Genomic DNA, 13,278 nt, shown 5'->3' with positions numbered 1-13,278 from the left:
TCGACTCATTTATTCCCGTCAATATCGCCCGAATTGCCACTTAAAAATGCGCGGTTCTTGCGTTCAATCAATATAATAAGCATGCATATCATTATTTATTGCATAGTTATGATTGGCACCATATTGTTAACTTTTTGAGCGAACATATAAAAAATCGCAAATTGTTATTGAAGCGTTTTTATCAGATATTTCTGTCAGTCGAATAGTTACGTATGTTAGTAAATTTATATATTTATCAATTGATTAATTTCATTTTGAGCTATAGAGATAACATGTGATTGTTCATCAAATGTAAAAATTTCGCGAGCAATAAGTAATGGGTTTGCAAGAAAAATGGTTGAGATGGTCGCCATAAAGGTATAAATATAACGAAAAATGGGATCTAAATCTCAAACCGGTGGTTTCAGTCTGGATATGCAGGGCTGACACACGATTAAAAAAACAACACAAAAATGGCTTTGTTGGTTTTAAGTTTCTAAATTGTTATCAATGTTGTGTTTTGATGAGGGGTGAATCAGGCACAATGCCAACTTAGCGGCTATAACTTTAGTGAGTGTGAGTCATTGTGGTGCTTTTGTAATTTTTGAATTTTTATTTTTACTAGGAAAAACACGTGAATAATATCCAACTTTCGGTAGTACATCGTCTGCCGCAAAGTTACCGTTGGTTATCAGGTTTTATCGGGGTCAAAGTTGAACCGATACCACTGACGGCGATAGACGATAGCAATAATGATCTTATGGGGCTGAAGTTACTCAGCCACGATGGCAGCCATGCGCAGATTATCATGCAGCGGCTCCACCTCTCTCTACAAGAGATACAAGTGGATTCCGCGATAGTCGAATGGGAAGGCGAGCCTTGTCTATTTGTTCACACTCAGGATGAGAGTGCTACTATGTGTCGCCTGAAAGATGTCGGTGTCGCCATTGCCGAAACCCTGACCGCCTTGTACCCCTTCTAATTAGCTATTGCGCGTTGGTCGGTGTCATGGCGCTTGGGTATGCCCCCCGCACCAGACCTCAATCTGACGTATCCGCAAATTGTAGCAACTGCTGTGTATACTGCTGCTGGGGCGCGGCAAATATGGCCTGACAGTCACCTTGTTCTACTACCTCGCCTTGTCTTAATACAATCACCTGATGGCAGAGTGATCGCACTACCTGTAAGTCATGACTGATAAACAGATAGCTGAGCTGATAACGCTGCTGAAGGGATTTCAGCAAAGCCAGAATTTGGGCCTGTACCGACTTATCCAATGAAGAGGTCGGTTCATCAAGAATCAGTAACTGCGGTTGCAAGATCAACGCACGGGCAATGGCAATGCGCTGGCGCTGGCCACCAGAAAACTCGGTTGGATAACGATAACGGGTGACCGGATCTAATCCCACTTCTTCCATCGCTTTAATCACCCGTTGTTCACGATGTACCGCACTGAGTCTTTGATGAACTTCCAGCCCTTCGGCGATTATCTGCTGCACATTCAGGCGTGGGTTTAGCGCTGAGTAGGGATCCTGGAATACCACCTGAATTCGGCTGCGATAGGGCAGCATCTGTTTAGGGGTAAACTTGTGTAATGGCTGCCCGCTAAACCAAATCTCACCTTTTGAGGGTAACAAGCGCAGCAATGCCAGCCCTGAGGTGCTTTTCCCTGAGCCTGATTCACCCACCAAACCAAGGCTCTCACCGGGATTCAGGGTGAAATTAAGATCGTGCAAAGCATAATGGTAATCAACGGTACGTCGTAATAAACCACGTTTAATAGGAAACGCCACCTGTAGACCTTTTACTTCAAGCAGGGGTTTTAGACCCGGCGTGAGGGGCAGTGGGTCACCTTGTGGTTCGGCGTCTAATAATTGGCGGGTGTAGGGGTGCTGTGGGGTACTAAACAGCGCCTGACGGCTATTCTGCTCCACCTTGCGGCCTTCGCGCATCACTGCCACGTTATCTGCCAACCGGCGCACGATATTCAGGTTATGGGTGATAAATAGCAAGCTCATGCCCATCTCTTGCTTTAACTCTTTCAGCAAACTCAAAATCTGGGCTTGCACCGAAACATCCAGCGCAGTGGTAGGTTCATCGGCAATCAGTAATTTAGGTTGGGTCAATACCGCCATCGCAATCATCACCCGCTGGCGTTCTCCGCCGGAAAGTTGATGAGGGAAATCGCCCAAACGCCCTTTGGCATTACGAATACCCACCCGGTCGAGACATTGAATAATCTCAACTCTGGCCGCCTCCCGGCGCATACCGCGGTGCAGTGACAACACTTCTGCCAACTGTTTTTCAATGGTATGCAGTGGGTTGAGTGACACCATAGGTTCTTGGAAAATCATTGAAATCTGATTGCCGCGCACTTTTCGCAGCGTCGGTTCATCGGCATGCAGCAGAGATTGCCCAGCAAACAGAATATCACCGCCCGGGTAGACCACCGGTGGTGAAGGCAGTAAACGCAATATTGATAACGCGGTGACACTCTTGCCCGAACCCGATTCCCCGACCAGTGCCAGTGTCTCACCGGCATTGATTTGCAATGACAGCTCGCTGACCACCTCGCGATCAATATTCGCCTGGCGAAATGCAACACTGAGATTTTGAATATCCAGAAGTGGTGAAGTCGCCATATCAGTACACCTTACTTGGGTCAAAGGCGTCACGTACTGCTTCGCCGATAAAGATCAACAGAGATAACAGCACTGCCAATACCAGGAATGCGGTGATGCCAAGCCAGGGAGCCTGAAGGTTATTTTTACCTTCTAATAACAGACCGCCTAATGACGGTGACCCCATCGGCAGGCCAAAACCGAGAAAATCCAGTGAGGTTAGTGTGGTTATCGAACCGCACAGGATAAAGGGCAGGAAGGTTAGTGTTGCCACCATGGCATTGGGCAACATATGGCGCGACATAATGACTCGATCACCTACTCCCATAGCTCGTGCTGCACGGATATAGTCATAATTTCGGGTACGTAGAAATTCTGCTCGCACCACACCCACTAATCCCATCCAGCCAAACAGCACGGTGATGGCTAACAGCCACCAGAAGTTGGGTTGGACGATGCTGGACAGTAGAATCACTAAAAATAGTGTCGGCATCCCCGACCACACCTCGATAAATCGTTGCCCCCACAAGTCAATTTTGCCGCCGTAATAACCTTGTACCGCGCCAGCACAGATACCAATTACGCTGGAGAACAGGGTTAATGTCAGGCCGAATAACAGCGAGATACGGAAACCATAGATGACTTTGGCTAAGACATCGCCGCCAGTACTGTCGGTGCCCAGCAAGTTGGTCCGGCTAGGTGGCGAAGGGAAAGGGACATCAGTCGCAAAATTGATGGTGTTATTGCTAAAACGTATGGGTGCCCAGATGGCCCAGCCATTGTCATTAATCCGGCCAATCACATAAGGGTCTTGATAATCTGCCGCCGTGGTTAAAATCCCACCAAAAGTGGATTCGCTGTAATTAACCATAAAAGGCATATAAATTCGGCCCTGATAGTTCACCAGTAGCGGTTTGTCATTGGCTATCAGTTCGGCAAACAGACTGATAATAAACAGTGTCAGGAAGATCCACAGTGACCAGTAGCCACGGCGATTATTGCGAAAACGCGCCCAGCGGGCCTGATTAATAGCACTTAGCCGTATCATTATTGGCGGCCCTCAAAATCAATCCGTGGATCAACCAGGGTGTAGGTGATATCACTGAGGATATTCAGCAGTAAACCAATCAGGGTGAAAATATAAAGAGTGCCAAACATCACTGGGTAATCACGCTGCAAAGTGGCGTCATAACCCAATAGCCCTAAACCATTGAGTGAAAACATCACTTCAATCAACAGCGACCCGGTGAAAAACATGCTGATAAAGGTGGCAGGGAAGCCAGCGATAACCAACAACATGGCGTTGCGAAAGACATGGCGATACAGAATTTTTTCTTCGGGTAACCCTTTAGCGCGCGCAGTCACCACATATTGCTTGCGGATTTCGTCAAGGAACGAGTTCTTGGTCAGCATCGTCAGCGTGGCGAAGCCGCCAATGACGGTAGCCAATACCGGTAAAGTAATATGCCACAAATAGTCGGTTATTTTGCCGTACCACGGCAGGGTATCAAAGTTACTGGAAACCAGCCCCCGTAGTGGGAATAGATCGAAATAACTGCCGCCGGAAAACAACACCACCAGTAAAATCGCAAACAGAAACGAAGGAATGGCATACCCGATTATAATGAGAGTACTGCTCCAGGTATCAAAAGCTGATCCATTGCGCACCGCCTTTTTAATGCCTAATGGAATAGAAACCAGATAAATAATCAGCGTGCTCCATAGCCCAAGTGAAATAGAGACCGGCAGGCTATGTTTCACTAACGACATTACCGATTCACCCCGGAACAGGCTGTCGCCAAAATCAAAGCGGACATAGCTCCATAGCATATCGAAATAGCGCTGGTGCAGCGGCTTGTCAAAACCAAAGCGTTGTTTGATTTCGGCAATAACTTCTGGGTCTAACCCGCGTGAACCGCGATAGTTGCTATCACCCACTTGTGCCGCATTGAGGCCGACTTTAGCCCCCCCCAGCCCACCATCACCGCCACTGGCGGTAAATCCACTGGAGTGACCCAATTCAATATTGGCAATCGCCTGATCAACTGGCCCACCCGGTGCAATTTGCACAATAAAAAAGTTGATGGTAATGATTGCCCACAGCGTGGGAATAACCAGCAATAGTCGCCGTAATAGATATCCACCCACAGCAGCCCCCTAGTGACGTTCTGTTGGCAGACGAGCTGCCTTGTTGACATCAAACCACCAGCTATCAAACCCAAGCGAATAGGTGGGGCGGTCTGCCGGCATCGAGAATTTATCCCAATAGGCAAAGCGGGCATGGTTGGAGTACCACATCGGAATCATCAGATAGTTCCAGGTCAATACCCTATCAAGTGCCCGGCCAAGGGACTGTAATGCCTCTGGCTGATCCTGATGTTTGATAATCTCTGCGATCAATTGGTCAATAGCCGGATCTTTAATCCCGGAGGAGTTATAACTGGAATCGATATAAGCCGAGCTCCACCAAATTTGCAGATTTGGGCTAGGGTAGGGGAAGGCACTGTAAACCGTCGGGATCATATCGTAATCCCGACTGCGCAGGCGGTTAACAAACTGGGAGCTGTCAACCTCGCGGATATTCATGGTAATGCCCAAACGCTGCAAATTATGTTTAAACGGTTGAACATATTGGAAGTTACTGCCACTGAGTAACAGCAATTTAAAAACAAAAGGCTTACCGGTTTTGCTGTTAACCAATTGCTGATTTTTCACTTCCCAGCCTGCTTCGCTGAGCAATTCCCGTGCTTTTAACAGATTATCCCGTGAGTCGCCGCTGCCATCAGTTTGTGGCGGCTGATAAATCTGTGTGAACACCTCTGGTGGTACTTTGCCCTTCAACGGACCCAGCCAAGCCAGTTCGGCACTATCTGGATAACCTTTTGCCGCATATTCAGTATTTTGGAAGAAACTATTGGTGCGTTGATAACTATTGAAATAGAAGGCTTTATTCATCCAGTCAAAGTCAAAAGCTAACGTCAGTGCCTGGCGAACTCGTCGATCGCTAAAAATCGGGCGCTGAACGTTAAATGCCAGCCATCGGGTATTTTGTGCCGAGTTGTCGACAATATCCTGCTTGGCGATATAATTTTTCGCAAAATTACCCCCGACATATTGTGTCGCCCAACTCTTCGGTGAGGTTTCCTCACGGAAATCGAATGCACCGGCTTTAAAGGCTTCCAATGCGACTTTATCATCCAGATAGTAGTCGTAGCGGATGGTATCAAAATTATATTGGCCACGGTTAACCGGTAGATTGGCTGCCCAGTAATCTCTCACCCGTTCATAGGTAATAAACTGGCCCATCTTATATTTGCCGATGCGATAAGGGCCGCTGCCAACGGGGGGCTTGCTCAGCGGATCACTCAGTTTATGGTTTTGCCAGAAATGAGCAGGCATCACCGGTAAGCCAAACAAACCTAACATTTTATCTTTATTCGGTTCCGGGAATTCAAAACGCACTGTCAGCCGGGAAATGGCTTTTACCTGTACGCCTTTATAAATAATGCGAAATTGTGGCACACCTTCGGTCATAAATTTATTGAAGGTGAAGGCGACATCCTGTGCGGTAATAGGGGTGTCATCATGAAAACGGGCACGTGGATTTATATCAACTTCAATCCAGTGTAAGTCAGGCGCAAAACGTGCGGACTCGGCAATTAATGGATAGTAGCTGCCAATCTCATCGTCTGAGGTACCAAATAGTGAGTCATACAGCCGTTCAGTGCGTATCGCCGGGTTACCGCGCAATGCATAACGGTTAAAGTTATCAAAGGTACCAATGGCCGATAGCGTGATATCCCCACCCTTCGGGGCGGCTGGATTGACGTAATCAAAATGGCTGAAATCGGATGAATACTTAGGTTCACCCAGTATGGCAAAAGAGACGCCTTCTTTGATGGTTTCAGCCTGTAGGCCAAAACTCAGGGCTGAAAGTACCAAGGCAGCAAATAGGCGTGGCAACATATTGGCGGTAAGCTCCTGCGTTTCATTCTGATAATAATCTTAAACGAAATTACCAGTTTGCAGGGGATTAAAGCAAACATTAAGCCAAATAACTTACTCGAATCAGCTCATTCGAGCTGTGTATGCGCAGTCAGGCCGCAACGTCAATTACTTTGAATATGTTTTTTTGTTACTATTTTTTATTATAAAATATGACGAGATCTTTAACAGATAATGGTTTGCTGAGTAAGTAACCTTGTAAGTAGTTTACGCCATGATGTGCCAAATACTGGAGCTGTTGCTCTGTTTCAACACCTTCAGCGACGGTTTCAATATTGAGTTTATTTGCCAGCATCAGTACTGCGTCTAATACCGGTGCTGCTACGGTATTAATGCCGATGGTGCTGACAAAACCACGATCAATTTTAATATAATCTAAAGTAAAACGTTCTAAATAGATCAGGGCGCTATGACCGGTACCAAAATCATCGACAGCAATTTGTATCCCCTGAGAACGCAGCCAGGCAAATTGTTTAATAGCGAGCTCTTCTTCAACCATACCACGCTCGGTAATCTCGAATACTGGTGCCAAGATATCCGTATTTAATTGCTTTAACATCTGAGAAACATCTTTGCGGAAGTTATCATCAGCAAGATGGACAGGGGAAATATTAAAGGCCAGTTTAGTCCCAGCCGGAAGGTGGTCTGCTATTAATTCACTGTCTTTGATGATTAACTCAAATAGATGCCGGGTTAATGGCTGAATCAGATGTTGAGCTTCCGCATACGGAATAAAAAGATCCGGGGATATGCGCCCTTCAATAGGATGTTCCCAACGAATAAGCGCTTCAAGGCCAGATAATGAACGATCATGTGAACGAAATACTGGTTGATATTCAACGAAGAATTCGCCGCGTCGAATACCGCGCAAAATTTCAGCTTCAGCACTCTGGCTGGCAATTAAAATATAATAAGCAAGGATTCCAACCAGACCGGCAAGTAATAGCCCTCCTAATAGGGTCATGCGAATGTCATCAGCTGTCAGGCTAGTATGATAAATCAATATTTTAATCGGGTAGCCCGGTAGCTGGATCTCACGCGAGGCGCGTGCCGGTAGCTGGCTGATAGGTAAGACTTTAGAGTCAAAAGTCGTTACCGCTAATTCATCAATAATAATGGCTAAGCCGTTGACTTGATTATCTGAATAATTCAGCAATAAATAAGGGTGTAAGGTTAATTCTAATGTCGCCAATACACCGGTATTGCCGCGCCCAGCTTCACGCAACCACACCCCGACCGCAGGTTTACTGGGCATCATGGGGGTGCCTTGCTGAATTTTAAAGTCCAACGGCTGATGTAAGTTTATTTTAGGATATAGCGCACTGACAGCGACTTGCATATCACCTGTTGCTGAAGAGCAATAAGCGATACTGTCTCTAACCAATAAAAATGCTCTGACACCATTAGTAAATGCAGCCCGATAGTGGAGTGCCGGGCTGGCTTGCTCACAACTTTTGTCACTTAGCGGGATAAGTTGAGACATAGTGGTAGTCAGTTCATTTAGAAACTGGGAGGTGTAGGAGATAATATGATCACTTTGTGTTGTTAATTTACGTTCACTACTGCGATAAAGTAATGACAAAGTAATAATGACAAAGCAAATAAAAAAACAGAGTGCGAGGATGACACTTTTTTTTACAAGATGGCGTCTGGATAAAATATTGCGGGAGAACGCACTGTTTGAACCCATGTTACGCCGCTCCTCAGCATGATCGATAAAGTGTTATGAGTATAAGTTAAGTTAGCAACGCAACGCTACCAGTTTGCCAATGCGCAGGGTTAACAGTAATTAGCCTATCCAATTGAATCTCTATTCAATATAAATAAAAGATGCGGTTTAAATGCATCAAATAACTGAAACAAGCAGCGTTCATTTATACCGATATATTTTTGGCAATATGCTTCGATAAAACAAATCCCCAGCTTATTAACACGACCTATATAATTTTATAAGGATAAATCGTTGGTAGAGATCTCTGATCGCCAGAAAAGTCTCAGCTAAGCGGGAATTATCTTACACAGAAAATTCTTGGATTTCGCGCCCTCCAGCCAAAAAAGGAGGTTTCCTACAAATTGACCGGAAATTGGGCTGGTAGCGGAAGGATAAGGAGGTATGTTCAGACAATAAAAAACGCTGCCAATGGCAGCGTTTTACAGTTTCGTTTGGTATCTCGGACAACAGGAATAAAAATCAGCTAACTGCGCGAACCGCTACTTAGGACACGACGGCCATCGCGATAACGCTTATTCCAATAATCTTCATTTAGGCTCGATATCGTCACACCGACACTGGTCGATGCATGCACAAATTTATCGTTACCTAAGTAGATACCTACATGGCGGCCAGTCGAACCTGCACGGAACAGCACCAAATCACCGGGGCGCAATTTAGTTCGTTGGATTGTTTTGCCAAGATCCTGCTGCTCAGAGGTTGAGCGTGGCAAATCCATACCAAATTGTTCACGGAAAGTGGTTTGTACAAATGCGGAGCAATCAATACCGCGTTTGCTGCTACCGCCTAAACGATAACGAACCCCTTTCCACCCTGCATACTGTTCTAAAATCTTCGACTTGACGTCAACGTTGCGTACCATCGCTTCGAATTCATCCTGAGAGGCTTGCAGTAAAAGCCCATCTTTGTCATTAACTGCACGCATCTCAGTTTGCGCATTATGTAAGTTCGAAGTCTGTGATGAACTACACGCGGATAACATTACCGCTGCTGCAACCGCAGGAATTACCCGCAGAATATATCTCATAATAGGTTGAGACTTGACCATTGTTGTTGTTTTCCCTTGCTGTCCTTACGACGGATGTCGCTACCAAAAAAACCAAACGAATCGAGATTATTGATTGAGATCCGATTAGACAATCACTTAACTGAATAACTGTGCTAGAACGCACAATATTAATCATGCAAGAGGCGAATGACCCAAATCCGAACACAAACGTTTTCGAGATTACCGTAATGATTAATAAAAGGCGAGACCTTTTACATCCATTATTATAGCTAAAGGTTATGTAACATAATGTAAAATTTCAGATTAAAAGTGGATAGCTGGATTTGTAGCCGTTTGGTAACAATAAATGAAGGAAAAGGTTAAGGTGAGAGAAAGGCAAAAAATGAACTTTTTTGCCTTAATATAAAGCCAATAACGCTATTGGCTTTTTGCCCCTGGTAGATTCCGGTTAATCACATCAATTATCTTGTCACTTAATGGCGTCAGCAATACCCAGCTTATCCCAACCAGCACTATCGACAGTGAGCCGACCGCAATGTCAGTAAACCAATGCGCGCCAATCATCACCCGTGGCATTGAAAAAATAACGACGATCAGTAGGGCGATGGCAAAAGCACCGCGGGAAAAATAGCGCAGCATAAAGCAGGCAAAGATCATCAGCATCATGCCATGGTCGCCAGGGAAACTATCACTGGAGGCATCTTTGGTTGGAATACCGGTTAATTCACTGACGCGATTTATATTTTCAAACGTCAGTGTCGGGCTGGGATGCGAAACAGGCAGCAGATGACCTAGTTGATTGAGGACCACCGCAGTTAATAGCATAACAAACCCGGTGACTATCAGGCGGCGGCGACCCGCGGGTGTTTCCTTCATATAGAAGTACAAATAAAGCAGCCCCATAGATATTAGGGAAATAACATCAAAAATCCGGTTGTTGGTGATAGCCACCCAATGCAGAAATGACGTGCTGGACAGCAGGTGTTGGTTAAAATAGAAGAATATTGCCGAGTCTATTTTAAACCAAATGCCATGGTGCGCCGGGATATACCAAGATAAGAACAAAGCAATCCCAAGAAAATTGAGCAGTAGTATTGTCGGTAAATTACGCCGAGTCATGCGGGGCCTATAAATTATCAATGTATGAATTGTGTAACAAATAAAAATCGAGGTATATCATACCCCTTTATGTAGTCTGATAGTCAGTAATTGATGCTGTAGCATGTTCCAATCCGCTTCAGAGGCACTAATCAGCTCAATTCGGCTGTCCAGTGGTGCTATTTGACGTGTTTCTATTTGCAAGTCAGCACCTTGCCGGTTAACCACCAAAGTGCCTTCGGCAATACGCATAACACCTTTGACCCGCTCCACTGGATTTAACCGTATCCATTCCAACAATGGAACCGTATCAAACACTGTCTCAGCATTAAATACCCAACCACAGCTCTGATAACCTTGCCCCTGATTCAGCGCTCGCCGCCAAGGCTCGATCCCTTTTAAACGGAGTGCCGCCAAGCCTTTTTGTCGCCCTGAACCGTGGTGATGGGTACCGTCAGGCAATTCATTATTATTACTGTGTGGGATATCAAGCAGGGCCGCATCTACCTTTCCTTGTTCTGCATAATAAAGTGGACGTGGCATGGATTGGCGGTCATGCCATTGCTGCAATGCACTGTAGTCCTGTGAGGTGTAGGTATCCTGCTTATTTGCCACGATGATATCTGCGGCCGCCAGTTGGTCGCGGAAGTTCTCATTTTCGGTATAACGCGGTTCACTTAACTGGCGGGCATCGACCAGACAGAGGGTGGCACGCAGGTCAATCCAGGGTTGGTAAATATCGGAGGTTAATAAAGACAAGATCTGTTTTGGATGGCCCAATCCAGTCGGTTCGATTAATAACCGATCCGGTTTTGCCTGCTGTAGCAGCATATTCAAACCCACTTGCATCGGTAACCCATTAACACAACACATGCACCCGCCCGGTATTTCTTTTAATACCGCACCGCTGTCTGCTAATAGCGCACCATCAATACCAATCTCACCAAATTCATTAACCAGTACCGCCCATTTTTCATTTTGCGGTTTTTGTGACAATAAATGGCGAATGGTGGTGGTCTTACCGCACCCCAAAAAGCCAGTAATCAAGTTCGTTTTTGTCATCAGAGGCCTCCTACCGTAAATTTATTTTCAATAACCTCTCAAGAAAAGGCTCATGGGTGTCGATGTTATCAGAAGAGGATATAACACCAGCCAAGCTTATTATTAAACGAAAAAGGCTAAAAGGCAGACAATTTCCTAGGTATGTTAGGAACCTCGCCTAATAGCGTTGCAAGACTAAGCAATATAATTCACTTCTACGAGGAATCTTAGTGAGTTATAAACGGAGTCGGGCAATAAAAAATGCTCGCTCATTCCCATCGCTCTGGCTGGAATCCTCTATCATTTAAAATGACAGATATGAGAGTCGAGGTGGTTATGATGAATTTTCGAGTGCTAATTATCGTAGCAATAATGTTTTCATGGATAGTCTCCTTTGCTGCAAGTAGTGCGCAATCTACCCGGTCTGCTACAGGAACAATTACATTTTTTGGTGCTATTGTAGATAGTCCATGTGATACCGCTTTCATCGAGAGTATCATTACCACACGCTGTTATCGTAATGGTGAGACATTGACTCAACGGCAAGTTGTTTCTGCTAATATGCCTCTCACTGCTCGTTTACCGGGTAATTTAGCTTCTTCCCATCTGGAATGGTTGAACCCGCAGCGTAGTCTGGGAATTTTCACCGTCACTTATCTCTAATATATTCAAACAATATGACGCATTCCTACAAGCACGGCTTATCACAGTGATAAGCCGTGTTAGATGGATGATGCGATTCAAATGAAATCATCTTGTTTCGCTACAATGATATTGTTCGACCACATGATATACTAACCCTCATTCAGACACCCTTTGGTCAGGCCAATTTGGTATTAGTCACGCCAATACCTGATGCAGGAAATAAGGTTATGCGGTTATATCAGGAAGTGGGCAGTCAATTGCGTGAGGCGATTGTCAGCGGGCAATACAACTTAGGCGATCGTTTACCGCCTGAGCGTGACATCGCCGAAAATTTCAGTGTCAGTCGCAGTGTGGTTCGTGAAGCACTGATTATGCTGGAGCTGGAAAAATTGGTGGAGGTACGCAAAGGTTCAGGCGTCTATGTGGTTAACGTGCCCGATATGCCAGCAAACGGTGAATCCGCAGTGGCCTCTGATAGTGGTTACGGCCCATTTGAATTACTGCAAGCCCGCCAATTACTGGAAAGCGAAGTTGCCGCTTTTGCTGCCATGCAGGCGACCAAAACCGATATCATCAAAATGCGTCACGCCATCGAGCAGGAAAAGACTGCACTGGCTGCGGGGGCAGTGGATGAAAGCGCTGATGAGTTGTTTCATTGCCTACTGGCACAATCGACGCAAAATAGCGTGCTAGCCAATATGGTTACAGAGGCCTGGCAAGCGCGCAAAACCAGCGCCATGTGGCAGGTTGCTCACCGTCACACCCTGGATTTCAGCTACCGTTGGCAGTGGTTGGAAGACCATCAGAAAATCTTGCAAGCGGTGTTACGCCGTGACAGCAAAGCGGCTAAGCAAGCCATGTGGCAGCACTTGGAAAATGTAAAACTAAAACTGCTCGAGCTTTCAGATGCCAACCATCCTGATTTTGATGGTTATTTGTTTGAGTCTGCGCCGTACCAGCTTGAAGAATAATTTACCCTTCGGCCTTGAAGTTGCAGCGGTGTTGGCTGCACTCACTTACCCGAATCACTTACTTGAGTAAGCTCATCGGGATTCATTTGCTTGCCGCCTACCTGCAACTCCAATGACTTTGGGTAAACCCTTCGGCCTTGAAGTTGCAGCGGTGTTGGCTGCACTCACTTACCCGAT

The 13,278-nt window shown here is 45.7% G+C and carries 11 protein-coding genes; 3 read left to right on the top strand and 8 right to left on the bottom strand.

What is annotated here, in order from left to right:
- The first annotated feature begins 613 nt into the window (after positions 1 to 613).
- Positions 614 to 961, top strand: coding sequence for a YejG family protein (locus tag ACWJJO_RS14590; RefSeq protein WP_083158351.1), 348 nt, complete (start codon positions 614 to 616; stop codon positions 959 to 961).
- 58 nt (positions 962 to 1,019) lie between these two features.
- Here the strand turns inward: ACWJJO_RS14590 and yejF are convergent, their stop codons facing one another.
- The 8 genes from yejF to ACWJJO_RS14550 form a co-directional block, all read right to left on the bottom strand.
- A complete protein-coding gene (gene yejF, locus ACWJJO_RS14585; protein ID WP_372559398.1) occupies positions 1,020 to 2,621 on the bottom strand; it encodes a microcin C ABC transporter ATP-binding protein YejF in 1,602 nt (533 codons plus the stop codon).
- 1 nt (position 2,622) lies between these two features.
- On the bottom strand, positions 2,623 to 3,648 hold the full coding sequence (locus tag ACWJJO_RS14580; RefSeq protein ID WP_193784629.1) for an ABC transporter permease: 1,026 nt from the start codon (positions 3,646 to 3,648) through the stop codon (positions 2,623 to 2,625).
- Complete coding sequence (locus tag ACWJJO_RS14575; protein ID WP_481091177.1) at positions 3,648 to 4,748, bottom strand: microcin C ABC transporter permease YejB; 1,101 nt, start codon at positions 4,746 to 4,748, stop codon at positions 3,648 to 3,650. Before ACWJJO_RS14575 ends, ACWJJO_RS14580 begins: the two co-directional genes overlap by 1 nt.
- A gap of 9 nt (positions 4,749 to 4,757) precedes the next feature.
- A complete protein-coding gene (locus tag ACWJJO_RS14570; protein WP_481091176.1) occupies positions 4,758 to 6,566 on the bottom strand; it encodes an extracellular solute-binding protein in 1,809 nt (602 codons plus the stop codon).
- Positions 6,567 to 6,738: 172 nt separating this feature from the next.
- Positions 6,739 to 8,295, bottom strand: coding sequence for a cyclic di-GMP phosphodiesterase (locus tag ACWJJO_RS14565; protein WP_481091175.1), 1,557 nt, complete (start codon positions 8,293 to 8,295; stop codon positions 6,739 to 6,741).
- A gap of 505 nt (positions 8,296 to 8,800) precedes the next feature.
- Positions 8,801 to 9,385: a bifunctional murein DD-endopeptidase/murein LD-carboxypeptidase gene (gene mepS, locus ACWJJO_RS14560; protein WP_083158357.1), complete on the bottom strand. Its 585-nt coding sequence runs from the start codon at positions 9,383 to 9,385 to the stop codon at positions 8,801 to 8,803.
- 378 nt (positions 9,386 to 9,763) lie between these two features.
- On the bottom strand, positions 9,764 to 10,465 hold the full coding sequence (locus ACWJJO_RS14555; protein WP_083158358.1) for a phosphatase PAP2 family protein: 702 nt from the start codon (positions 10,463 to 10,465) through the stop codon (positions 9,764 to 9,766).
- A 57-nt stretch (positions 10,466 to 10,522) separates the two neighbouring features.
- Positions 10,523 to 11,506: a CobW family GTP-binding protein gene (locus ACWJJO_RS14550; RefSeq protein ID WP_083158359.1), complete on the bottom strand. Its 984-nt coding sequence runs from the start codon at positions 11,504 to 11,506 to the stop codon at positions 10,523 to 10,525.
- A gap of 315 nt (positions 11,507 to 11,821) precedes the next feature.
- Between ACWJJO_RS14550 and ACWJJO_RS14545 the strand changes: the two genes are divergently transcribed.
- Both ACWJJO_RS14545 and ACWJJO_RS14540 read left to right on the top strand, forming a co-directional pair.
- Positions 11,822 to 12,148: a hypothetical protein gene (locus ACWJJO_RS14545; RefSeq protein ID WP_083163547.1), complete on the top strand. Its 327-nt coding sequence runs from the start codon at positions 11,822 to 11,824 to the stop codon at positions 12,146 to 12,148.
- Between the two features lie 209 nt (positions 12,149 to 12,357).
- Positions 12,358 to 13,101 carry a GntR family transcriptional regulator gene (locus ACWJJO_RS14540; RefSeq protein WP_083158360.1) on the top strand — a complete coding sequence of 248 codons (744 nt, stop codon included), beginning with the start codon at positions 12,358 to 12,360 and terminating at the stop codon, positions 13,099 to 13,101.
- Positions 13,102 to 13,278 lie beyond the last annotated feature (177 nt).

This window comes from Yersinia antarctica, from assembly GCF_056636475.1.
Note: the sequence above shows the minus strand (reverse complement) of the source record. Positions and strands in the feature narration are given on the sequence as shown.

Bases quoted from the DNA above. Each gene is read 5' to 3' on its own strand.
- yejF (WP_372559398.1), bottom strand. From the start codon at position 2,621: ATGGCGACTTCACCACTTCTGGATATTCAAAATCTCAGTGTTGCATTT.
- ACWJJO_RS14580 (WP_193784629.1), bottom strand. From the start codon at position 3,648: ATGATACGGCTAAGTGCTATTAATCAGGCCCGCTGGGCGCGTTTTCGC.
- ACWJJO_RS14570 (WP_481091176.1), bottom strand. From the start codon at position 6,566: ATGTTGCCACGCCTATTTGCTGCCTTGGTACTTTCAGCCCTGAGTTTT.
- ACWJJO_RS14565 (WP_481091175.1), bottom strand. From the start codon at position 8,295: ATGGGTTCAAACAGTGCGTTCTCCCGCAATATTTTATCCAGACGCCAT.
- mepS (WP_083158357.1), bottom strand. From the start codon at position 9,385: ATGGTCAAGTCTCAACCTATTATGAGATATATTCTGCGGGTAATTCCT.
- ACWJJO_RS14555 (WP_083158358.1), bottom strand. From the start codon at position 10,465: ATGACTCGGCGTAATTTACCGACAATACTACTGCTCAATTTTCTTGGG.
- ACWJJO_RS14550 (WP_083158359.1), bottom strand. From the start codon at position 11,506: ATGACAAAAACGAACTTGATTACTGGCTTTTTGGGGTGCGGTAAGACC.
- ACWJJO_RS14545 (WP_083163547.1), top strand. From the start codon at position 11,822: ATGATGAATTTTCGAGTGCTAATTATCGTAGCAATAATGTTTTCATGG.
- ACWJJO_RS14540 (WP_083158360.1), top strand. From the start codon at position 12,358: ATGCGGTTATATCAGGAAGTGGGCAGTCAATTGCGTGAGGCGATTGTC.